Source organism: Pseudomonas sp. NPDC078700 (genome assembly GCF_044542375.1).
Taxonomy (GTDB): domain Bacteria; phylum Pseudomonadota; class Gammaproteobacteria; order Pseudomonadales; family Pseudomonadaceae; genus Aquipseudomonas.
The window spans coordinates 905,868-928,822 of the sequence record NZ_JBITUI010000002.1 but is presented as its reverse complement, the minus strand read 5'-3'; the positions used below and the strand labels follow the sequence as shown (position 1 = coordinate 928,822).

Below are 22,955 nucleotides of genomic sequence, written 5' to 3'. Positions count from 1 at the left end.
AGGCCCACAGCGTTAACTGCGGGCCTTTTGCGGTGTTACGCGTCTTACAGCTTATCGCTGAAGTCACGCAGCTCGTCCTGAGCTTTTTCCTTGGTCCAGCCATAACGCTCTTGCAGCTTCCCTGCGAGGTATTCGCTGTGACCTTCTGCAACATCCACATCGTCGTCGGTCAGCTTGCCCCAACGCTCTTTGATGCTGCCATTGAGCTGCTTCCACTTACCTTTGATTACATCAGAATTCATGGTGTGCTCCTATTTGAAACCTCTGAAAAAACGGCTGCATTCCATGTAGCTTTCAAAGGTTTCTAAATTACGGACATTAAATTGCGTTGAAGACGCCAGATGCAATTGCACCTGGCAAACTAACAAACTGGATTAGTCAGCTGCTTTCAGGCCATCAGCCGAAACGTCTTTAACGCCATTCACTTCTTTAGCTTTGGCTACAGCCAAGTCACGCTCTGCATCGCTGGCAACGACACCCGACAGCGATACCACACCTTTGTTGGTTTCAACTTTGATGTCCAAAGCGCTCAGGCTGTCATCAGCAAGGAAAGTCGATTTCACTTTGCTGGTGATCCAAGTATCGGTCACAACTTCACCGGCTTGGTCCATGGTGTCATTAGCGGCCAGCATGGTTGGCTGCTGCATAGTGCTTGAAGTATCGGCAAATGCGGTACCCGCCACCGACAAGCTCAAGGCGGTCGCGGTGATAGCGGCAAAGGCGAACTTATTAATTGGCGTTTTCATGGGTATCGCTCCTGTACATTTGATTATTCTGCAAACCAGATCCTAGCTGCAGTGTCACAAGTACTATTGCAGGCCCTGTGCCAACTTTTTAAATAACAATAAATCCTTATAAATCATATAGTTACACTGATCACTATTTCTCGTATTTCGTGCAATGCGCATGTTCGATCAAAATGTACCGGGCATATTGCACGATACATTCGATTCAACTTGGCATATTCGATAATTTAGCCAATGTCGCTTCAAGGCTTGCCACTTCAGCCAGCAAAGGTGATTGCGGATAGCGCGCACGAACAAACTGCAATAACTTCTGCGCTTGCTCTACCTGCCCAAGCCCTTCAGCAAAGATCCGGGCTGCCAACAGATAAGCCCGCGGGATATGTGGGTAGTCCGGTGCACGCTGATGCAGGTTACGCAGCAAGCTCAAGGCTTCACGATTTTTGTGGCGCTTAGCTAACGCCTGCGCAATCGGCTCACATACAGCAGGGTCTTCAGGCAGGTAATCAGGCTTGAACCTGCGTGCATTGAGCAACCCTGTAGCAGCTAGCGCCGGATTAAGCCGGGCGGCTAGCGGTAGATAGTGCGCCAGATGGCGCAAGCAGCGATCCGCTGCATTGAGGTTAAACAGCAATTGGTGAAACCGCTCATTGAGCTTGAGATCGTCTGGAGTCCTCTCAAGTGCCGCGGTTAGCGTTTCGAGGGCATTATCACTTTGCCCTTCCTTGAGCCGGATCTCAGCTTCTGCCAAGGCCTTGCGGCGCTGATACTCGTCCGCAGGGAACGCTGCATGGCTGTCTTCATCGACGATCACATAACCCAGCGCCCCTTGGTACTGGAATACGACGTACCCCATCATCGCGCACATCACCACCCCGAAATAGGCGAATGCAAAAGCCATCACCGGTAACAGAATCACCCGTGGCAGGCCATGGGAAAGCATATACGCGACCCAGCTCGGCGACTGCCAGAGGATAAACAGGAACGCGCAAAGAATTAGATAACGCCAGCCCATTGCACGAATGACCTGCCCCACTTGATCTGGGCTTAGTGCCGAGGAGAGTTCCTTATCCAGCGCCAAACGAATGATGCTGGCGGGCATGACGAGCAACAGACCGATATTCACACACCAATATAGGGCTTCACTGTTGAAATCAGCCGCCAGCCATAGCGCCGCAAAGGCGATCAAGAATACGGCTAGCTGTTTAAAAAAAAGGCTGAAACCTTCCCCCGTAAACGCGCTGGCTAGACTCGGCGCAGACTTTTCAGCCAGGCTATTGGACTCAATGACGCTGTAAAAATACTTGGTGGCAATACTGAACAGAATCACCCACAAAATAATTGAGCGCGGCATAAAGATGCTAGCAACCGCCAATAAGCCAGCAAATGCCAAGGGGCCTGACTGCATCGCGTAAAGAAAAAAGGCGGGAATACGTTGCCAAAATGGCTGGGCAGTATTGGCAGCACCTAGAAACTCAAGCTGGCTGCTGCACATTGCGCAGCGCGGCGCATCATCAGGGGCGTCCATATTCAGGGGTACACAACAATCACCGTAGCTGCGCTCGCACGAGCGGCACAGCCAAGTCGAAGGCTGCGCAGGGTGGTAACGGCAAGCGGTCTTGTCCATAAGTAGGTATTCCTGATTGCTCTGCGGCTGCAGCAGATAGCCTAATGCCAGCGTGCTCGCTATGCACGCAGAAAACAGTCAAGTCTTGCAGCACATCACGCAACCTGGTCGAACAGGATTCCAGACAACAACGAACGTCGGCAACGCACCGAGCGGTGCGTCAAAACTAACCTGCGCTCTCACGGTAGGTTATGCATAGCCACTCTACTGGCCCGCCCTTGCCCGCCACGGATCTAGCCTTGTACGCGAACGGTGGCCGAGTGACTGCAACCATACCGCCCGACCAATTGGTATAAAAAAAGGGCCCCTAAGGGCCCTTTCTTACGCAACGAAGTGCTTGCGATTAAACGCCCGATGCTTTCGCAGCGGCAACGTCTTTGATCGACAGTTTGATACGACCGCGGTTGTCCACGTCCAGTACCAATACTTCAACTTCCTCACCTTCTTTGAGAATGTCGGTGACTTTCTCAACGCGAGCATCGCTCAACATCGAGATGTGCACCAGACCGTCTTTGCCCGGCAGGATGTTTACGAAGGCACCGAAATCAACAATGCGCTCAACTTTACCGACGTAGATCTTGCCGATTTCAGCTTCTGCAGTGATGCCCAGAACGCGCTGACGAGCCGCTTCTGCTGCTTCTTTGGTTTCGCCGAAGATCTTGATCGAACCGTCGTCTTCGATATCAATCGAAGCTTTGGTTTCTTCACAGATTGCACGAATGGTCGCGCCGCCTTTACCGATCACATCGCGGATTTTGTCCTGATCGATCTTCATCGCGATCATGGTTGGGGCGTTAGCCGACAACTCAGTACGCGACTGGGCGATTACCTGGTTCATCTGGCCGAGAATGTTCAGGCGCGCTTCCAGGGCTTGGCCCAGGGCGATTTCCATGATTTCTTCGGTGATGCCCTGGATCTTGATGTCCATCTGCAGCGCGGTAACACCTTTATCGGTACCCGCTACTTTGAAGTCCATGTCGCCAAGGTGGTCTTCGTCACCAAGGATGTCGGTCAGAACAGCGAATTTCTCGCCTTCCTTAACCAGACCCATGGCGATACCCGCAACCGGGGCCTTCATCGGCACACCAGCGTCCATCAGTGCCAGCGAAGCACCACAGACCGAAGCCATGGAGCTGGAACCGTTGGATTCAGTGATTTCCGAAACCACACGAATGGTGTACGGGAACTGATCAGCACTTGGCAGCATAGCGGCAACAGAACGGCGAGCCAGACGGCCGTGACCGATTTCGCGACGACCAGTAGCGCCCATACGACCACACTCACCAACCGAGTACGGTGGGAAGTTGTAGTGCAGCATGAACGGGTCTTTACGCTCGCCTTCAAGGGTGTCGAGCAGCTGTGCATCACGGGCAGTACCCAGAGTGGCAACAACCAGCGCCTGCGTTTCGCCACGGGTGAACAGTGCCGAACCGTGGGTTTTGTCCAGAACACCAACTTCGATGTTCAGGCCACGTACAGTGCGAGTGTCACGGCCGTCGATACGCGGTTGACCGTTAACGATGTTTTCACGAACGGTGCGGTACTCGATCTCACCGAAGATTTCTTTGACTTCGCCGGCAGTCGGCTGGTCTTCTGCACCGGAGAACTTAGCAACGACTTCATTGCGCAGCTCGCCCAAACGCGCATAGCGCTCGTGCTTAACGGTGATGGTGTAAGCCTCAGAGATAGCTGGGCCGAACTCGCCACGAATAGCGTTGAGCAGCGCAGTGTTCTCAGCTTTTGGCTGCCAGTCCCACGTTGGCTTAGCGGCTTCAGCAGCCAGCTCAGCAACAGCGTTGATTACAACCTGGAATTCGTCGTGGGCGAACAATACAGCGCCCAGCATCTGGTCTTCGGTCAGCTCTTTGGCTTCCGATTCAACCATCAGTACGGCGTCTTTAGTACCGGCTACAACCATGTCCAGGCTCGACGCCTGAAGCTGTTCGTAGTTAGGGTTCAGCAGGTAGCCAGTTTCTGGGTGGAAAGCTACGCGCGCAGCACCGATTGGGCCGTTGAACGGGATGCCAGAGATCGCCAAAGCAGCCGAAGTACCGATCATCGCAGCGATGTCCGGATCAGTCTTCTTGCTGGTGGAGATAACAGTACAGATCACCTGAACTTCGTTCTGGAAACCTTCTGGAAACAGTGGACGGATCGGACGGTCGATCAGACGCGAGGTCAGGGTTTCTTTCTCGGAAGGACGTGCTTCACGCTTGAAGAAACCACCTGGGATTTTACCGGCAGCGTAGGTTTTTTCCTGGTAGTGCACAGACAGCGGGAAAAAGCCTTTGCTTGGGTCTGCAGTCTTGGCGCCGGTTACGGCAACCAATACAGCAACGTCGTCATCGACGGTGACCAGCACAGCGCCGGAAGCTTGACGGGCGATACGGCCAGTCTCGAGGGTTACGGTCGATTGACCGAATTGAAACTTCTTAATTACCGGGTTCACGGTGTTTTCCTTCTCTATATTGCCTTGGGGGAAACCTGCTGAAGTCTTCGCAAAACCTGTGCGCTTGCCCCTTTGAGGCTGTTCCTGCGCTTGCTGCTTTGTGCGAAAACTGCAAATTTGTTACCTGTGCAACAGGGGTAAATCAATTCGTGGGCAGCTGCGGGAATCGGCCCGAGACTGTCCAAAATGCAGGTGGCTGAAACACAAAAGCTGGAAGTGGGATAAACCCACTTCCAGCTTCAGCATTCAGCTACGCGCAAGCATCGCTTAGCGACGCAGACCCAGGCGACCGATCAGGGCGCTGTAACGGCTAACATCTTTACCCTTCAGGTAATCCAGCAGCTTACGACGCTGGTTAACCATACGGATCAGACCACGACGGGAGTGGTGATCTTTACCGTTGGCCTTGAAGTGGCCTTGCAGCTTGTTGATGTTGGCAGACAGCAGTGCAACTTGCACTTCTGGGCTACCAGTATCAGTTTCAGCTTGCTTGTAGTCGTTTACGATTTGGGCTTTTTCTTCAACGCTGAGTGCCATGGTGGCTTCCTCTCATTCAGGCGACCGCAGAACGATCGCAATAGGCTGGGAACTGCTTCCCATGTTTTAAAGTGAGGTGTGACCGTGCCTATTAACAGCCACCCTCTGGTAAGAACCTCTTAATACAGCGTATCAAGAGGTTCTTAAATTCTGCTTAAACCTAAGCGTGAAACGCTTTAACCATCACAGCTTTCGCTGGCCGCGCATTCTACTACGGTTTGATCACTCAGAGCGAATCAACCGACGTGGTGCAATTCGGCCATCTTCGCTCACTTCACCGATACCGATAAAGCGGCCGTTGTGATCCTGCACGCGAACCATGCCAAACTTGGGTGCATCCGGTGCACGTACGGCTTGGCCTTGAAGCCAGTAGAACGAGCTGTGCTCGGAAAACTGCAACAGTGGCCAATGCTCTAAACCGCTGTCTACTGGTTGCAGGAAGCGATCAACCGCTTCGTTACCGCCTTCTGCATGCACTGCTTCGAGCTCTTCCAAGGTGACGGTTTGAGTCAGATTGAACGGGCCCGCCTTGGTTCTGCGCAGCTCTGCAACGTGAGCGCCACAGCCCAGCAGGTTGCCGATATCTTCAACCAGCGTGCGGATGTAAGTGCCCTTGGTGCAATCGACAGCCAGGCGTGCAACTTCACCCTCGCAGGACAACAACTCCAAACGATTAATGGTCACAGCACGCGCTTCGCGCTCAACCACTTCACCGGCGCGGGCAAGCTTGTACAGCGGCTGACCATCACGCTTCAACGCCGAATACATGGGCGGAATCTGGCTTATATCACCACGAAATTGTGGCAGTACGGCTTCAATGTCCGTGCCCACAACAGTCACAGGCTTACGCTCGATGACTTCACCCTCGGCATCAGCCGTGGTGGTGGTAACACCTAACTGCATCAGGGTTTCATAGCCCTTGTCAGCATCTAGCAAGTACTGCGAGAACTTGGTCGCCTCACCAAAGCACAAGGGCAACACACCCGTGGCCAATGGATCAAGGCTACCGGTGTGCCCAGCCTTTTCGGCATTGAGCAACCAACGCACTTTTTGCAGTGCTGCATTGGAGCTAAAGCCCTTGGGCTTGTCCAGCAGGATGATGCCGTTAACCTTGCGACGAATACGCTTTACCTGAGCCACGCACTTACTCCTTGGCGTCAGTTGCTTCGTCGTCGTGCTGACGGTCTTCGGTCACTGCGCGCTCAATCAACGCCGACAACTGGGCACCACGAATGACGCTTTCGTCATAGTGGAAACGCAGGTTTGGCACGCTACGCAATTTCATCGCCTTACCTAACTGCATACGCAGAAAGCCACTGGCATCGTTAAGCACTTTAACGCTTTGACGAATGCTCTCGGCATCAATCTCAGAGCCCATCACGGTGATAAACACCTTGGCGTGGCTTGCATCGCGACTCACCTCAACGGCGGTCACAGTGACCAAGCCGCTGACGCGTGGATCTTTAACGTCGCGAAGAATTAACTGCGCCAGCTCACGTTGCATCTGGTCGCCGATACGCTGGGCACGGCTGTATTCTTTTGCCATTTTTACTACCTAATTACCCGCCTGAGGCCTCAAAAGCATCAGACTCAAAAGCGGCAAACGCCCGGCCGTGCTTAAGCAGGGCCGGGCGTTGCATGTTGCGGCAGGTGCCTTACAGGCTACGAGCCACCTGGACTTTCTCGTACACTTCGATCTTGTCGCCGACCTTGACGTCGTTGTAGCTCTTAACGCCAATACCGCACTCCATGCCGTTACGCACTTCAGCCATATCGTCTTTGAAGCGGCGCAGCGACTCGAGTTCGCCTTCGTAGATCACCACGTCGTCGCGCAGTACACGGATCGGACGGTTACGGTGCACAACACCTTCAATAACCATACAACCGGCAATAGCGCCGAACTTAGGTGAACGGAACACGTCACGCACTTCAGCAGTACCCAGAATGTTCTCGCGAACATCGCTGCCGAGCATGCCGGTCAGGGCCTTCTTAACGTCTTCGATGATGTCGTAGATGACGTTGTAATAACGCATATCTAGCGACTCTTGCTCGACGATCTTACGGGCACCCGCATCAGCACGAACGTTGAAGCCGAACAATACCGCGTTGGAAGCCAGTGCCAAGTTAGCATCGCTCTCGGTGATACCACCGACACCGCCGCCCACTACGCGCACTTGTACTTCGTCGTTACCCAGGCCGCTAAGCGAACCTTGCAACGCTTCCAACGAACCACGAACGTCAGATTTGAGGACGATATTAAGCGTCTTCTTCTCTTCTTGGCCCATGTTCTCGAAGATGTTTTCCAGCTTGCCTGCGTGAGCACGCGCCAGTTTAACTTCGCGGAACTTGCCTTGACGGAACAGAGCCACTTCACGGGCTTTCTTCTCGTCAGCAACAACAGTCATGTCGTCGCCAGCTTCCGGCGTACCGTCGAGACCGAGAATTTCTACCGGAATCGATGGACCTGCTTCTTTGATGGACTTGCCGTTCTCGTCGATCATGGCGCGGATGCGGCCGTAGTTCGAACCAACCAGAACCATGTCGCCCTGACGCAAGGTACCGTCTTGTACCAGTACGGTTGCAACTGGACCGCGACCTTTATCAAGGCGCGACTCAACCACTACACCGCGACCTGGGGCCGACGGAGTTGCCTTGAGTTCCAACAGTTCAGCTTGCAGCAATACCGCTTCAAGCAGCTCATCAACACCAGTACCTTCTTTAGCCGAAACCGGTACGAACTGGGTGTTGCCACCCCACTCTTCCGGCACAACTTCACGGCCAGCCAGGTCGTTCTTGATGCGATCAAGATCAGCGCCTTGCTTGTCGATCTTGTTGACTGCAACAACCAATGGAACGCCAGCAGCTTTAGCATGCTGAACCGCTTCTTCGGTCTGCGGCATTACACCGTCGTCCGCAGCAACAACCAGAATTACGATGTCGGTTGCCTTGGCACCACGAGCACGCATTTGGGTAAACGCGGCGTGACCCGGGGTATCAAGGAAGGTCACCATGCCACGATCGGTTTCGACGTGGTAGGCACCAATGTGCTGGGTGATACCACCGGCTTCGCCAGAGGCCACTTTGGCACGACGAATATAGTCGAGCAGCGATGTCTTACCATGGTCAACATGACCCATTACGGTCACAACCGGCGCACGGGAGATCGCTTCACCGTCGAACTTCAACGATGCGGCCAATGACTCTTCAAGTGCGTTATCGCTTACCAACTTGACCTTGTGGCCCAACTCTTCGGCGATCAACTGGGCAGTTTCCTGATCCAGTACCTGGTTGATGGTCACCGGAGTGCCCATCTTGAACATGAACTTAATCACTTCAGCGGCTTTAACCGACATCTGTGCGGCGAGTTCGCCAACAGTGATGGTTTCGCCGATGGCAACATCACGTACAACCGGGCCCATTGGGCTCTGGAAGCCGTGCTGATTGCGTTTCTTCAGCTTCGACTTGCCACGACCACCACGGCGGTGGCCATCGCTCTCTTCGTCAACTGTACGAGGGGCAACGCGTGGAGCCGGTGCCTTCTCTTTGACAGCAGGACGATGGGAGCCTGATTTACGCTCAGTGCGACGATCATCGTCATTGCGCGTTTTATCAGGACGACGAGGCTCGTCTTTCTTACGTTCATCAGCAACTGGAACGTCAACAGGCATCGGCGTCGACACAGGCGCAGGCGCTTCAACAGCAGCTGGCGCAGGCGCGTCAACAGCGGCCGGAGCAGCAGCGGCTGGAGGCGCATTTTTAGCCTCTTCAGCAGCTTTACGCTTGGCTTCTTCTTCAGCTTTCAGACGTACAGCTTCAGCCGCAGCACGTTGCTCTTCGAGCTCACGCTGCTTCTCAGCTTCGATCTCTTCAGCGCTGCGCTTAACGAAGGTTTTCTTCTTACGCACTTCAACGCTGATAGTTTTGCTGCCAGCCACACGTAGTGTGCTGGTGGTTTTGCGTTGCAGAGTAATCTTGCGCGGCTCTTCAGCCTTTTTATCGCCGTGACTACTCTTGAGATGAGCAAGCAACGCTTGCTTCTCATTATCGGTGACAACTTGCTCGGCACTGCTGTGCGGCAATCCCGCCTCACGCATCTGCTGCAGCAGGCGCTCTACCGGTGTGTCGACCACTTGGGCCAGTTCTTTCACCGTGACTTGCGTCATGCACTTCTCTCCTCAGGCCGTAAAACTACTCGAACCAATGGGCTCGGGCGGCCATGATCAGCTTGCCGGCACGATCTGCGTCGATGCCGTCGATGTCGAGCAGGTCGTCAATCGACTGCTCGGCCAGGTCTTCGCGGGTAATCACACCGCGTACTGCCAGTTCTTGTGCCAGGCCTTTTTCCATACCCTCAAGCGAGAGCAGGTCTTCGGCTGGCTGGGAATCTGCCAGTTTTTCTTCAGTGGCGATGGCGCGAGTCAACAGGCGATCTTTAGCCCGCGAGCGCAGCTCATTAACGATTTCTTCATCAAAACCGTCGATGCTGAGCATCTCTTCCATCGGCACATAGGCGATTTCTTCCAGGCTGGTGAAACCTTCTTCAACCAGCACCTGCGCCAACTCTTCATCAACTTCCAACTCGTCGATAAAGCGCTGCAGGATGTCGCCAGTTTCAGCCTGTTGCTTCTCTTGAATATCCGCCTCAGTCATTACGTTAAGCGTCCAGCCAGTCAACTGACTTGCCAAACGTACGTTCTGACCGCCACGCCCAATTGCTTGAGCAAGGTTGTCTTCGCCTACGGCGATGTCCATGGCATGGGCATCTTCGTCGACAATGATTGCAGCGACTTCAGCAGGCGACATTGCGTTGATAACGAACTGCGCAGGATTGTCATCCCACAGCACGATATCGACACGCTCACCTACCAATTCACCAGACACTGCTTGGACGCGCGAACCGCGCATACCAATGCAAGCACCCTGTGGATCAATACGCTTGTCCTTCGAGCGAACTGCAATCTTGGCGCGCGAACCCGGATCACGGGATGCAGCCATGACTTCAATCAACCCTTCAGCGATTTCTGGCACTTCAATGCGGAACAACTCGATCAGCATTTCCGGAGCCGTACGCGAAAGAATCAATTGAGGACCACGGTTCTCAGTGCGAATTTCCTTGAGCAGTGCACGCAGACGCGCCCCCACACGGAAAGTCTCACGCGAGATAATATCTTCGCGGGCCAGCAACGCTTCAGCGTTGTTACCCAGATCAACAATAACGTTGTCGCGGGTAACTTTTTTGACGGTGCCCGAAACGATCTCGCCCAAACGCTCGCGATACGCTTCAACAACTTGAGCGCGCTCAGCTTCACGAACCTTTTGCACAATGACTTGTTTAGCCGTTTGTGCAGCGATACGACCGAACTCAATCGAGTCGATCTTTTCTTCAAGCACGTCACCGACTTTAGCGTCGGATTTCATTGCCTGCTCCATATCTGGAGTCAGTTGATGCGCTGGATCATCCAGCTCTGCATCTTCAACTACAGTCCAACGACGGAACGTCTCATAGTTACCGGTGTGGCGATCAATCGCTACACGCAAGTCAACTTCGTCTTCGAATCGTTTTTTAGTCGCCGTGGCCAAAGCCAACTCCAGCGCTTCAAAAATCACACTCGCCGGTACACCTTTTTCGTTGGATACCGATTCAACAACCAGCAATACTTCTTTGCTCATCGTACGCCTCGCCTTTCGCAATCCATTGGATCCGCGGGATCCGCGTCTCAATCAAACCTTGGGATAATGTTGGCCTTGTCGATCATATCGATCGGCAAAAGGAACTCATGATCATCAACCTGCACCACGACATCCTGCTCTTCAATACCACGCAGAAGGCCTTGAAAGTTACGGCGCCCTTCGAAAGGCGAACGCAGCTTGATTTTTACTTGCTCACCGGTGAACGCAGCAAACTGCTCCAGGGTGAAAAGTGGTCGATCCATACCTGGAGATGAAACTTCCAAGGTGTATTCAGCGGTAATCGGATCTTCTACATCCAATACACCACTGACCTGCCGACTTACTTTCTCGCAGTCTTCAACGAGAACACCGTCGGCATGATCAATATAAATTCTTAGCAGCGAATGCCGCCCTTGAGACAGAAACTCAATGCCCCAGCACTGATAACCGAGTTCCTCGACTATCGGGGCCAACAAGTCCTGCAACTGTTCTAGCTTGCTCGACACTCGAACCCCTCGCGCATGCTGTGCAAATAAAAAATGGGCGAAACGCCCATCCATTTAGCTTACCTTTTCGCAAGGTAAGTAAAGCTGTCTCTCAGCTAGCAAAAAGCCCCTTGGAAAGGGGCTCAGCTACTACTGGTTGCGGGAGCTGGATTTGAACCAACGACCTTCGGGTTATGAGCCCGACGAGCTACCAGACTGCTCCATCCCGCGTCAAAGCTGGGGGCCGGATTATACGGCCGAACCCTGCTACGGGTCAACCAAAGCCCCATCAACAAGAAAGCCCGCATGTAGCGGGCTTGCTTGAAAATTGGTACCGAGAAGGGGACTCGAACCCCTACACCCTATGGGCACAACCACCTCAAGGTTGCGTGTCTACCAATTCCACCACCTCGGCAAATTACGTTTTACTGCTGCTCTGGAGCTTGAGGTACATCAGCGGCTTTATTATCAGCTGCATTTTGCTCTTCGAGCACCGGCACATCTTCAACTGCCGGTTTAGTCTGAGGTGTTTCCAAGACTGCCGGATCTGGCAAACCTACTTGATTTAACACTTCAGCTTTTTCATTAGCTAAGTAGCCTAAGCCCAAGCTAGTTATGAAAAAAGCGGTGGCGAGTATAGCAGTAACTTTACTCAAAAAGGTAGCAGAACCTTGACTACCGAAAACAGTAGCCGAAGCACCTGAACCAAAAGATGCACCCGCATCAGCACCCTTGCCCTGCTGCAACAAAACCAGCACAACAACGCCAATAGCGCCCAACAGATGAAGTACTACGATGACTGTTTCCAGCATTTTCTCAGTTTCCCGCGGCGCGACAGATCGCACCGAATTCATCCGCATTCAGAGAGGCTCCACCAACAAGCCCCCCATCGATATCCGGCATACCGAATAGTTCGGCTGCATTAGCGGCCTTAACACTGCCGCCATATAAAATTCTTACGCCACGTGCCACTTCAGCATTTTCAGCTGCGAGCTGCGCGCGTATTGCCGCATGAACGCTTTGCGCTTCGTCCGGAGTAGCCGTCAAGCCGGTGCCAATCGCCCAAACAGGCTCATAAGCAATCACAGCCTGTGCAAACACTCCAACACCCAGCGACTCAAAAACGCTATCAAGCTGGCGACTTACCACTTCCAGTGTTTTGCCCGCTTCACGCTGCTCGCGGGTTTCACCCACACACAGAATCGGAATCAGACCACATGACTGAGCAGCTGCAAACTTGCGCGCTACGGCCTCATCAGACTCACCCAGCAACAACCGCCGCTCAGAGTGCCCAACCAAAACCATTTTGCAACCCGCATCATGCAACTGACTCGCAGCCACTTCACCTGTCAAGGCGCCCTGCAACGGCTCGTACGCGCAGTTCTGCGCACCTACCATTACCGACTTACCCGCCAGGCCTTCAACAACCTGACCGACATACAGACAAGGTGGAAACACTGCAACATCAACGCCAGTCGATAACGCTAACTGACGAAGACCCTTGATCAGCTCTGCGACGCTAGCGCGGGTACCGTGCATTTTCCAGTTACCAGCAACTATGGGGCGACGCATGCAATACCTCGTCGATCAAAGAGGGCGCAGATGATACCCAGCACTGTCGTGACTGGCAAGCTGTTCAACCACATACTTCTGCAACAATTTTAGCTAATTCATCGGCATAGCCGCGAACAACGGCTTCTTCCTCACCTTCAACCATGACTCGAACCAGCGGTTCCGTGCCGGATTTGCGAAGTAGCACACGCCCGCGCCCGGCCATTTTCTCTGTCACCCGAGCGCAAGCATCCTTGACCGAAGGATGCTCTAACGGATCCACACCACCTTTGAAGCGCACATTAATCAGCACTTGTGGGCACTTGCGCATACCTTGACGGGCCTGGGCCAAAGGCTGTTCACGGCGACGCACTGCCAGCAGCACTTGCAACGCCGCGATAATGGCATCTCCCGTAGAGGTATGCTGGAAGCAAACGATGTGACCTGAATTCTCACCACCCAAGACCCAGTCGTGCTCAAGCAACTCAGCAATTACGTAGCGATCACCAACATTGGCCCGTACAAAGGGAATATCCAGTTCCGCACAGGCCAACTCGAGCCCCAAGTTACTCATCAGGGTGCCAACCAAGCCGCCTTGCAGCTTGCCGCGCTCCTGTAGATCGCGAGCAATGATAAACAGCAACTCATCGCCATCAACCAACGCGCCAGTATGATCGACCATCAACACCCGGTCGGCATCGCCATCAAAGGCAATGCCCAAGTCAGCCTCTTGAGCCACGACTTCAGCCTGCAGGTTTTCGATGTGCGTCGAACCACAATTATGGTTGATATTCAGACCATTGGGCTCAGCCGAAAGCACCACCACCTCAGCACCCAACTCACGAAAGACACTCGGGGCAACCTTGTAAGCAGCGCCATGAGCACAATCGAGCACCACTTTCAGACCGGAAAAACTGGTGCTACTTGGCACACTGCTCTTACAGAACTCGATATAGCGACCCGCCGCATCATTGATACGTGAGACCTTGCCCAACTTGGCGGACTCAACCACGGTCATTGGCGTGTCGAGTAAATCTTCAATTAGTTGCTCAACCTCGTCTGGCAGCTTGGTGCCCTGCCCCGAGAAAAATTTAATGCCGTTGTCATCATGGGGATTATGCGACGCACTGATAACGATACCGGCGTCGGCGTGAAAGGTACGGGTCAGATAAGCGATTGCGGGGGTCGGCATAGGCCCTAGCAGCATCACATCAGCCCCTGCAGCAGACAAACCCGCCTCCAGTGCCGATTCGAACATATAGCCCGAGATACGCGTGTCTTTACCGATTAAAATTCGGCATATGCCCTGCTTGCGAAATGCCATACCGGCCGCCCAGCCAAGCTTAAGCATAAAGTCTGGGGTAATCGGATAATCGCCTACACGGCCACGAATACCATCAGTGCCAAAATATTTACGCGCCATATATCGTCTTCCCTAAATAGTTATTCTGCAGCTTCAACCGCAGCAAGCATCCGCACTACATCAACTGTTTCAGCCACATCGTGCACTCGCAAGATGTGCGCCCCCTTGGCAGCTGCTAACGCCGCTAGCGCCAAGCTGCCAGACAAACGTCCACTGACCTCATGCCCAAGCACTTTACCAATCATACTTTTACGCGAGACACCGACCAATAGTGGCCTCCCCAACGCATGCAGCAACTCCATGCGCCTGAACAGGCTCAGGTTGTGCTCAAGGGTTTTGGCAAAACCAAAACCGGGGTCCAACAGCAACTTATCGCTACCGATGCCCGCACCGGCACAAGCCAGCATGCGCTCGCGCAAGAAACCTTCAACCTCGGCAACCACATCAGCGTACTGCGGGTTTTGCTGCATGGTCGTTGGCTCACCACGCATGTGCATCAAGCACACAGGCAAACCTGTAGCTGCCGCCGCCTCCAAGGCCCCTTCACGCTGCAATGAGCGCACGTCGTTGATCAACCCAGCCCCAAGGCGACCTGCCTCGATCATAACCGCAGGCGTTGAGGTATCGACTGAAATAATCACATCCAGCTCGGCCGCAATAGCCTCAACCACCGGGGCTACACGCTCAAGCTCTTGTTCAGCGGACACAACTAGCGCGCCTGGGCGAGTTGATTCGCCACCGATATCTATCAGCGTAGCGCCTGCACGCCACATCGCCTCGGCATGACGCAAAGCGCTGTCACGGTGACTGAAACGTCCACCGTCTGAAAATGAATCAGGCGTGACATTGAGGATGCCCATTACCTGGGTACGGGAAAGATCAAGAAGCCGACCACCACAAGGCAGCGGACTGAAGCTGGACGTTAGCGTCATGTAGAACCTGAAAAACCTGTAAGCAACTCAAGCCATTATTTTACCCAGCCTGCAACACCGAGCAAATTTAAACGACCCGCCAAATTACCCCGACCAACAAAGCAAAACGCCGAAATACTCCTGAGAGAAGTATTCCGGCGCGTTTTTACAGTGCTTGCGAGCATCGCAACAACAGAGTTTTAGACCTCAGCTGCTGGACCGCCAATTGGCTTTTCTGGCGAGTCTGGCTTATCGAGCCCAGGCTTGTTATCCGCATCCAAGCTCGGATCGATTGGCGTACCGGCGTTACCACCACCCGTCCAATCACGCGGCTCACGCGGCGTACGACCACTCATGATGTCTTCAATCTGCTCGGCATCAATGGTTTCAAACTTCATCAAGGCTTCAGCCATCGCTTCGAGCTTGTCGCGATTTTCTTCGAGCAAGCGCTTAGCCGTGTCGTAGCAACTGTCGATGATGCTGCGAATTTCTTCGTCAATCAGCTTAGCGGTGTCACCCGAGACATTGCTGCCCTGGCTGCCCATGCTGCGACCCAAGAATACTTCGCCTTCTTCTTCGGCATACATCAGCGGGCCGAGTTTTTCCGACAAGCCCCACTTGGTCACCATGTTCCGCGCCAATTGAGTGGCACGCATGATGTCGTTGGAAGCACCCGTGGTGACACCATCGAAGCCCAAGGTCATTTCTTCCGCAATACGCCCACCGAACAACGAGCAGATCTGACTGATCAATGCGCGCTTGCTAAGGCTGTAACGATCTTCCTCAGGCAGGAACATGGTCACACCCAAGGCACGGCCACGTGGAATGATCGAAACCTTGTAGACAGGGTCATGCTCTGGCACCAAGCGACCAACAATTGCATGGCCAGCTTCGTGATAAGCGGTGTTGAGCTTTTCTTTATCCGACATCACCATGGTTTTGCGCTCAGCGCCCATCATGATTTTGTCTTTAGCCAGCTCGAACTCTTTCATTTCAACCAGACGCTTGCCAGCACGAGCCGCAAACAGCGACGCCTCGTTGACCAGGTTAGCGAGATCGGCACCGGAGAAACCCGGAGTACCACGTGCGATAACCGCCGGATTAACGTCTTCACCCATTGGCACTTTGCGCATGTGGACTTTCAGAATCTGCTCACGACCACGAATATCTGGCAGACCCACAACGACTTGGCGGTCGAAACGGCCAGGACGCAGCAAGGCTGGGTCGAGTACGTCAGGACGGTTGGTGGCGGCGATCACAATGATGCCGTCATTCATCTCAAAGCCGTCCATCTCTACCAGCAACTGGTTGAGGGTTTGCTCACGCTCATCGTGACCACCACCCATGCCAGCGCCACGATGGCGACCAACGGCGTCGATTTCGTCGATAAAGATGATGCACGGCGCGTGCTTCTTGGCCTGTTCGAACATGTCACGAACACGCGAAGCACCCACACCAACAAACATTTCAACGAAGTCAGAACCGGAAATAGTGAAGAACGGCACTTTGGCTTCACCGGCAACAGCTTTGGCCAGCAAGGTTTTACCGGTACCCGGCGAGCCGACCATCAGCACGCCGCGCGGAATACGGCCACCCAAGCGCTGAAACTTGCCCGGATCGCGCAAGAACTCAACCAGTTCACTGACTTCTTCTTTAGCCTCGTCGCAACCCGCAACGTCAGCAAAAGTAGTTTTAACCTGATCTTCAGACAGCAGACGCGCCTTGCTCTTACCAAAGCTCATCGGCCCGCCTTTACCACCGGCTCCGCCCTGCATTTGGCGCATAAAGAACATGAACACGGCGATAATCACCAGGATCGGGAAGCTGGCGACCAGCAACTGAGTCCAAATGCTCTGACGCTCTGGCTGCTTACCGACGATATCGACCTTGTTGTCGATCAAGTCTTTAATCAGGCCATTGTCCTGAATAGCCGGGCGCACGGTTTCAAAGGAGCTGCCGTCAGTGTGCACACCGCTGATGATGTAGCCATCAACCGTCACACGCTTAACTTCGCCCTCTTGAACCTGCTGGATAAACTCAGAGTAATTGAGCTTATTCGACTCGTTCGGACTGGAAAAATTATTCATCACGGTCACTAAAACCGCCGCGATGATTAGCCACAAGATCAGATTCTTTGCCATGTCGTTCAATTACCTACCCTCTGAAGCAAGCCCGTGCGCGAGCATGCCTCGCATGACGACCAGTTATGTACCGATCTAACTTACTACACAACGCCCCATTGTTGCAGGCACTGTCTGTAACCCTTTATGAGCCGCCGGTGGCGACTCGCGAAAATCTCATGCAATGTGAAGCAATGTAATACGCAGATTTAACTGTTTATATCAGACTGGCAACCCCGACCTAGGTTTCATAGAGCCAGTCTCTGAAGCCGATTAATTACCGCGATAACCGCGCCCAAGCAGATATTGCTCGCGGGAGCGGTCGCGAGAAGACAACGGCTTGCGCATTTGCACCTTCTCAAACATTTCACGCACCTGCTTGTGGTAAGCATCAAAGCCTTCGCCCTGAAAGATTTTTATCAAAAAATCACCACCAGGCTTAAGTACCCGCGCCGACAAATCCAGAGCCAGCTCGCACAAATACATCGCACGGGCCTGATCCGCAGTCCTTACTCCACTCATATTGGGGGCCATATCGGAAATCACAAGGTCTACGGGATTATTTCCGATCGCGTCAAGAATCTGTGCAAACACTTCATCCTCGGTGAAGTCCCCCTGAATGAAGGTCACATCTGGGATGCTATCCATCTCAAGGATGTCGGATGCGATCAAGGTGCCCTTGTCGCCAATCACCCGACTGGTGACCTGCGACCAGCCACCGGGCGCTGCACCCAAGTCAACCACGGTCATGCCGGGGCGCAAGATCCGATCTTTTTCCTGAATTTCCAGCAGCTTGTAGCTGGCCCGCGAACGATAGCCATCCCTTTGCGCCATTTTGACGTAGGGATCATCGAAGTGTTCTTTCAGCCAACGCTGGCTAGTTTTGGAACGCGCCACGTGGCACCTCTAATAACATTCGTGAATTTCTGGGCGAGCATTAATGCACTCGGGTAAACTGAGCGCCATATTTTCACCAGATCAGACGCAGGGTCAGATTATGCCGCTCACTCAAGAGCAGAAGAAACAGTACAAGTCTATCGGCCACCACCTGAAACCGGTAGTAATGGTCGCCGATAACGGTTTGACCGAGGGCGTTCTAGCCGAGCTGGAGCGCGCAATTAACGATCATGAACTGATCAAAGTACAGGTTCGCATCACCGAACGCGAAGACCGTATCACCGCGATCAATGAATTGTGCAAATCAGCCAATGCCGAATTAGTACAGATCATCGGCAAAATGGCGCTGATTTATCGCAAAAATCCGAAAGTAAACAAAAATCTGTCGAATATCAGCCGCTTTCAGGGTTGATGTTAGCCGCTTATCCATCCGCCACTTCAGGTAGCGGATGGACGAGCCTGGCGCATCGGTACGGGTTGCAACACCAGCAGCAAACCGCAGAATGCCAACACCATATAATTGAAAAGCTGCCAGCGTGGTGCAGGGTAACCGAGCCAATGCACGGCAAAATAGCCCACCACCATCAACAGCACCGTGAGCAGCAACTGCCCACGTATGTCACGCAACAAGCTGGGCAAGCCCTGTGCTTGAATCAGCACAAATGCCTGCAACACCGCACAGCACCCCGCCAACCCAATTAACAGGGGCTTCAACGAAGCGGCCAAGTCCTCAACCAATAGCGGTGCCAACCCCAGCTTAGCCAGCGCTGGCATCACCAAAAATTGCAGCAACCACACCCCGCCAACCCAAAAAGTCTGAGCAATCAACCAGCTGATTGCACCCGCTCCGATTCGCGAAGCAGCCACCATAGGCACTGCTCGCGCATCACCAGACTTAAATATGACGGACTTCGACAATTTCGTACTCAATCATGCCGCCAGGGGTGTTAACCACGACGACATCACCTTCTTCCTTGCCGATCAGGGCGCGGGCAATCGGCGAACTGACCGAAATTTTGCCCTGCTTGATGTTGGCCTCGTCGTCACCGACGATCTGGTAGGTGACGCTTTCATCGGTTTCGCAGTTGGCGATTTCAACTGTGGTGCCAAAGATCACCTTGCCAGTGTGGGCGATCGCCGTGACATCGATGATCTGAGCATTCTGCATGCGCCCTTCGATATCACGGATACGCGCCTCGACCATACCCTGCTGCTCGCGGGCAGCATGGTATTCAGCGTTTTCCTTGAGGTCACCCAGCTCACGTGCCGTACCGATGTCTTCGCTAAGCTTTGGACGCACGACCTTGGTCAGGTGTAAATGCTCTTCTTCCAGGGCGCGCGCGCCCTGGACAGTCATTGGGTATTTTGTCATGCCTTGATTCCTGCATGGAGATCCTGCAAGCGGCGCACGGTCTTCTCGGGACCAAACTTCAGCGCTTCACAGATTGCCGCACCCGCCGCCAGGGTGGTTGTGCAGCAAATCCGGTGTTGCAGAGCGTTACGACGGATCGAGTAGGAGTCAGCAATTGACTGACGCCCCTCAGTGGTATTGATGATCAGCGTGACTTCGTCATTCTTGATCATATCGACAACATGTGGACGACCCTCGGTCACCTTGTTGACGCGACGCACAGGCAAGCCTGCAGCCTCAATCACTTTAGCAGTACCGGCGGTCGCCACAACCTCGAAGCCCAGCGAGATCAGGTCACGTGCAACGTCAGCCGCTTGCGGCTTGTCGTCATCGCGGACACTGATAAATGCGCAGCCCGAGTTTGGCAGAATTTCGCTAGCACCCAACTGAGCCTTACCGAAGGCTTCGCCGAAGCTATCGCCAACGCCCATCACTTCACCGGTGGATTTCATTTCCGGGCCAAGGATAGGGTCAACACCTGGGAACTTGGCAAACGGGAACACCGCTTCTTTAACACTGAAGAACGGTGGAATGATTTCCTTGGTGAAGCCGATTTCAGCCAAAGTCTTGCCCGCCATAACGCGCGCAGCAACCTTGGCCAGTGACTCACCGATGCACTTGGAAACGAATGGCACGGTACGCGATGCGCGCGGGTTAACTTCGATCACGAAGATATCCTCGCCCTGCACCGCCATCTGCACGTTCATCAAACCAATGACGTTGAGTTCGAGGGCCATTTTCTTGACCTGGTCACGAATCTCGTCCTGGATGTGCGCTGGCAGCGAGTACGGCGGCAGCGAACAGGCCGAGTCACCCGAGTGAACGCCAGCTTGTTCAATGTGCTGCATGATCGCACCGATGACCACTTGCTCACCGTCACTGACCGCATCGATATCGACTTCGATTGCGCAGTTGAGGAAGTGATCAAGCAATACCGGGCTGTCATTGGAAACCTGAACCGCTTCACGCATATAGCGACGCAGCTCATCTTCCTGATAAACGATTTCCATGGCACGACCGCCCAACACATAGGACGGGCGCACCACCAGCGGATAACCGATGGTTTTCGAGGCGGCGAATGCTTCGTCTTCGCTGCGCGCAGTGGCGTTTGGCGGCTGACGCAGATTCAAGCGCTCAACCATTTGCTGGAAGCGCTCACGGTCTTCTGCACGGTCGATGGCATCTGGGCTGGTACCGATGATCGGCACGCCAGCCTCTTCAAGGGCACGACACAGTTTCAGCGGGGTTTGCCCACCGTACTGCACGATCACGCCTTTAGGCTGCTCAACACGGACGATCTCCAGCACGTCTTCCAGGGTTACTGGCTCGAAGTACAGGCGGTCAGAAGTGTCGTAGTCGGTCGATACGGTTTCCGGGTTGCAGTTGACCATGATGGTCTCGTAACCGTCTTCACGCATCGCCAGCGCCGCGTGTACGCAGCAGTAGTCAAACTCGATGCCCTGACCAATACGGTTTGGACCGCCACCGAGAATCATGATCTTGTCGCGCTGCGACGGGTTAGCTTCGCACTCTTCCTCATAGGTCGAGTACATATAAGCGGTGTCAGTGGCGAACTCGGCCGCACAGGTATCCACGCGCTTATAAACTGGCAGCACCTTGAGCTTGTGGCGATGGCTGCGCAGGTTCTTCTCGGTCACACCCAGCAACTTCGCCAGACGTGCATCAGAGAAACCTTTGCGCTTGAGCTTGAACATCACATCACGGTCAATGCTGGTCAGGCCTTGAGTTTTGATGCGCTCTTCGTCCTTGATCAGGTCTTCGATCTGAACCAGGAACCACTCATCAATATTGGTAAGGGCGAATACTTCTTCAACCGTCTTGCCTGCACGGAAGGCATCACCGATGTACCAGATACGGTCTGCGCCCGGCACGATCAGCTCACGCTTAAGCGTGCTTTCGCTTTCCGGATCTTTCAGGTCGAGCTTAGGATCAAGACCTGCCACACCCACTTCCAGACCGCGCAAGGCTTTCTGCAGGGATTCCTGGAAGGTGCGACCAATGGCCATGACTTCGCCCACAGACTTCATCTGTGTCGTCAGGCGGGCGTCTGCTTTCGGGAATTTCTCGAACGCAAAGCGTGGGATCTTGGTGACTACGTAATCGATCGCAGGCTCGAATGAAGCCGGTGTGCGACCGCCTGTGATGTCGTTCGACAGTTCATCAAGGGTGTAGCCAACCGCCAACTTGGCAGCGATTTTAGCAATCGGGAAGCCGGTAGCCTTAGACGCCAGCGCCGAGGAACGCGATACACGCGGGTTCATCTCGATCACAACCATACGGCCCGTGTTCGGGCAAATACCGAACTGGACGTTGGAACCACCGGTTTCTACGCCGATTTCACGCAGCACTGCCAAAGAGGCATTACGCAGAATCTGGAACTCTTTGTCGGTCAGGGTTTGCGCCGGGGCAACGGTGATCGAGTCACCTGTGTGCACGCCCATTGGATCAAAGTTTTCAATGGTACAGACGATGATGCAGTTGTCCTTCTTATCGCGGACAACCTCCATTTCGTACTCTTTCCAACCGATCAGGGATTCGTCGATCAACAGTTCGCGAGTCGGCGACAGGTCGAGACCGCGTGCGCAGATTTCTTCGAACTCTTCACGGTTGTAGGCGATACCGCCACCGGTGCCGCCCATGGTGAAGGACGGACGGATGATGCACGGAAAGCCGACTTTCTCGAGAACCGCGTAGGACTCTTCCATGCTGTGGGCGATACCGGAAACCGGGCACGCCAAGCCGATGTCTTTCATGGCCTTGTCAAAGCGCGAACGGTCTTCGGCTTTGTCGATGGTGTCAGCATTGGCACCGATCATCTCGACGCCGAATTTTTCCAGCACGCCGTGCTTTTCAAGATCAAGCGCGCAGTTCAGTGCAGTCTGGCCGCCCATGGTTGGCAGCAGTGCATCCGGACGCTCTTTCTCAATGATCTTGGCCACAGTCGACCACTTGATCGGCTCGATGTAGGTGGCGTCAGCCATCGACGGGTCGGTCATGATGGTGGCTGGGTTGGAGTTCACCAGAATGACCCGGAAACCCTCTTCTTTAAGCGCTTTACAGGCTTGAGCACCGGAATAATCAAACTCACAGGCCTGGCCGATAACAATCGGGCCAGCGCCGAGGATCAGGATGCTTTTTATATCATTACGTTTTGGCATTTTTACTCACTC

The 22,955-nt window shown here is 53.9% G+C and carries 20 protein-coding genes and 2 tRNA genes; 1 reads left to right on the top strand and 21 read right to left on the bottom strand.

Annotated features, from left to right (window positions below; all coding sequences use genetic code 11):
- Nucleotides 1-44: 44 nt before the first annotated feature.
- The 18 genes from ACIGCM_RS10060 to rlmE all read right to left on the bottom strand — a co-directional run bounded on the left by ACIGCM_RS10060 (nucleotide 45) and on the right by rlmE (nucleotide 18,353).
- A complete protein-coding gene (locus ACIGCM_RS10060) occupies nucleotides 45-242 on the bottom strand; it encodes a CsbD family protein (protein ID WP_397501896.1) in 198 nt (65 codons plus the stop codon).
- Between the two features lie 132 nt (nucleotides 243-374).
- Nucleotides 375-746 carry a BON domain-containing protein gene (locus tag ACIGCM_RS10055; protein WP_397501895.1) on the bottom strand — a complete coding sequence of 124 codons (372 nt, stop codon included), beginning with the start codon at nucleotides 744-746 and terminating at the stop codon, nucleotides 375-377.
- Nucleotides 747-951: 205 nt separating this feature from the next.
- The gene (locus tag ACIGCM_RS10050) at nucleotides 952-2,370 is read right to left on the bottom strand and encodes a tetratricopeptide repeat protein (RefSeq protein WP_397501894.1); all 1,419 of its coding nucleotides are present in this window, start codon (nucleotides 2,368-2,370) and stop codon (nucleotides 952-954) included.
- A 343-nt stretch (nucleotides 2,371-2,713) separates the two neighbouring features.
- Nucleotides 2,714-4,819, bottom strand: a complete 2,106-nt coding sequence (gene pnp / locus ACIGCM_RS10045) for a polyribonucleotide nucleotidyltransferase (RefSeq protein ID WP_397501893.1) — start codon at nucleotides 4,817-4,819, stop codon at nucleotides 2,714-2,716.
- A 267-nt stretch (nucleotides 4,820-5,086) separates the two neighbouring features.
- Nucleotides 5,087-5,356: a 30S ribosomal protein S15 gene (rpsO, locus tag ACIGCM_RS10040; protein ID WP_010487557.1), complete on the bottom strand. Its 270-nt coding sequence runs from the start codon at nucleotides 5,354-5,356 to the stop codon at nucleotides 5,087-5,089.
- 222 nt (nucleotides 5,357-5,578) lie between these two features.
- Nucleotides 5,579-6,496, bottom strand: a complete 918-nt coding sequence (gene truB / locus ACIGCM_RS10035) for a tRNA pseudouridine(55) synthase TruB (RefSeq protein ID WP_397501892.1) — start codon at nucleotides 6,494-6,496, stop codon at nucleotides 5,579-5,581.
- Nucleotides 6,497-6,500: 4 nt separating this feature from the next.
- Complete coding sequence (rbfA, locus tag ACIGCM_RS10030) at nucleotides 6,501-6,902, bottom strand: 30S ribosome-binding factor RbfA (RefSeq protein WP_397501891.1); 402 nt, start codon at nucleotides 6,900-6,902, stop codon at nucleotides 6,501-6,503.
- 109 nt (nucleotides 6,903-7,011) lie between these two features.
- Nucleotides 7,012-9,519, bottom strand: a complete 2,508-nt coding sequence (gene infB, locus ACIGCM_RS10025) for a translation initiation factor IF-2 (RefSeq protein ID WP_397501890.1) — start codon at nucleotides 9,517-9,519, stop codon at nucleotides 7,012-7,014.
- Between the two features lie 25 nt (nucleotides 9,520-9,544).
- Nucleotides 9,545-11,026: a transcription termination factor NusA gene (gene nusA / locus ACIGCM_RS10020; protein ID WP_397501889.1), complete on the bottom strand. Its 1,482-nt coding sequence runs from the start codon at nucleotides 11,024-11,026 to the stop codon at nucleotides 9,545-9,547.
- Between the two features lie 47 nt (nucleotides 11,027-11,073).
- The gene (gene rimP, locus ACIGCM_RS10015; protein WP_010487552.1) at nucleotides 11,074-11,532 is read right to left on the bottom strand and encodes a ribosome maturation factor RimP; all 459 of its coding nucleotides are present in this window, start codon (nucleotides 11,530-11,532) and stop codon (nucleotides 11,074-11,076) included.
- 133 nt (nucleotides 11,533-11,665) lie between these two features.
- Nucleotides 11,666-11,742, bottom strand: a tRNA-Met gene (locus tag ACIGCM_RS10010).
- 98 nt (nucleotides 11,743-11,840) lie between these two features.
- Nucleotides 11,841-11,926, bottom strand: a tRNA-Leu gene (locus ACIGCM_RS10005).
- Between the two features lie 10 nt (nucleotides 11,927-11,936).
- Entirely contained in the window at nucleotides 11,937-12,323 is a 387-nt protein-coding gene (gene secG, locus ACIGCM_RS10000; protein ID WP_397501888.1) for a preprotein translocase subunit SecG, read from the bottom strand.
- 4 nt (nucleotides 12,324-12,327) lie between these two features.
- Nucleotides 12,328-13,083, bottom strand: coding sequence for a triose-phosphate isomerase (gene tpiA, locus ACIGCM_RS09995; RefSeq protein ID WP_397501887.1), 756 nt, complete (start codon nucleotides 13,081-13,083; stop codon nucleotides 12,328-12,330).
- A gap of 64 nt (nucleotides 13,084-13,147) precedes the next feature.
- Nucleotides 13,148-14,485: a phosphoglucosamine mutase gene (gene glmM / locus ACIGCM_RS09990; protein WP_397501886.1), complete on the bottom strand. Its 1,338-nt coding sequence runs from the start codon at nucleotides 14,483-14,485 to the stop codon at nucleotides 13,148-13,150.
- A gap of 20 nt (nucleotides 14,486-14,505) precedes the next feature.
- Nucleotides 14,506-15,357: a dihydropteroate synthase gene (gene folP, locus ACIGCM_RS09985; RefSeq protein WP_397501885.1), complete on the bottom strand. Its 852-nt coding sequence runs from the start codon at nucleotides 15,355-15,357 to the stop codon at nucleotides 14,506-14,508.
- Nucleotides 15,358-15,536: 179 nt separating this feature from the next.
- Entirely contained in the window at nucleotides 15,537-17,477 is a 1,941-nt protein-coding gene (gene ftsH / locus ACIGCM_RS09980; RefSeq protein ID WP_397501884.1) for an ATP-dependent zinc metalloprotease FtsH, read from the bottom strand.
- 252 nt (nucleotides 17,478-17,729) lie between these two features.
- Nucleotides 17,730-18,353, bottom strand: a complete 624-nt coding sequence (rlmE, locus tag ACIGCM_RS09975; protein WP_397501883.1) for a 23S rRNA (uridine(2552)-2'-O)-methyltransferase RlmE — start codon at nucleotides 18,351-18,353, stop codon at nucleotides 17,730-17,732.
- A gap of 100 nt (nucleotides 18,354-18,453) precedes the next feature.
- On the opposite strand from rlmE, the gene yhbY reads away from it, so the two are divergent.
- Entirely contained in the window at nucleotides 18,454-18,765 is a 312-nt protein-coding gene (yhbY, locus tag ACIGCM_RS09970) for a ribosome assembly RNA-binding protein YhbY (protein WP_087515777.1), read from the top strand.
- A 26-nt stretch (nucleotides 18,766-18,791) separates the two neighbouring features.
- On the opposite strand, the gene ACIGCM_RS09965 is transcribed toward yhbY, so the two are convergent.
- The 3 genes from ACIGCM_RS09965 to carB are packed head-to-tail and all read right to left on the bottom strand — an operon-like array spanning nucleotide 18,792 to nucleotide 22,943.
- The gene (locus tag ACIGCM_RS09965) at nucleotides 18,792-19,205 is read right to left on the bottom strand and encodes a DUF4149 domain-containing protein (RefSeq protein ID WP_397501988.1); all 414 of its coding nucleotides are present in this window, start codon (nucleotides 19,203-19,205) and stop codon (nucleotides 18,792-18,794) included.
- Between the two features lie 43 nt (nucleotides 19,206-19,248).
- Nucleotides 19,249-19,725, bottom strand: a complete 477-nt coding sequence (gene greA, locus ACIGCM_RS09960; protein WP_397501882.1) for a transcription elongation factor GreA — start codon at nucleotides 19,723-19,725, stop codon at nucleotides 19,249-19,251.
- Entirely contained in the window at nucleotides 19,722-22,943 is a 3,222-nt protein-coding gene (carB, locus tag ACIGCM_RS09955) for a carbamoyl-phosphate synthase large subunit (protein WP_397501881.1), read from the bottom strand. Before carB ends, greA begins: the two co-directional genes overlap by 4 nt.
- Nucleotides 22,944-22,955 lie beyond the last annotated feature (12 nt).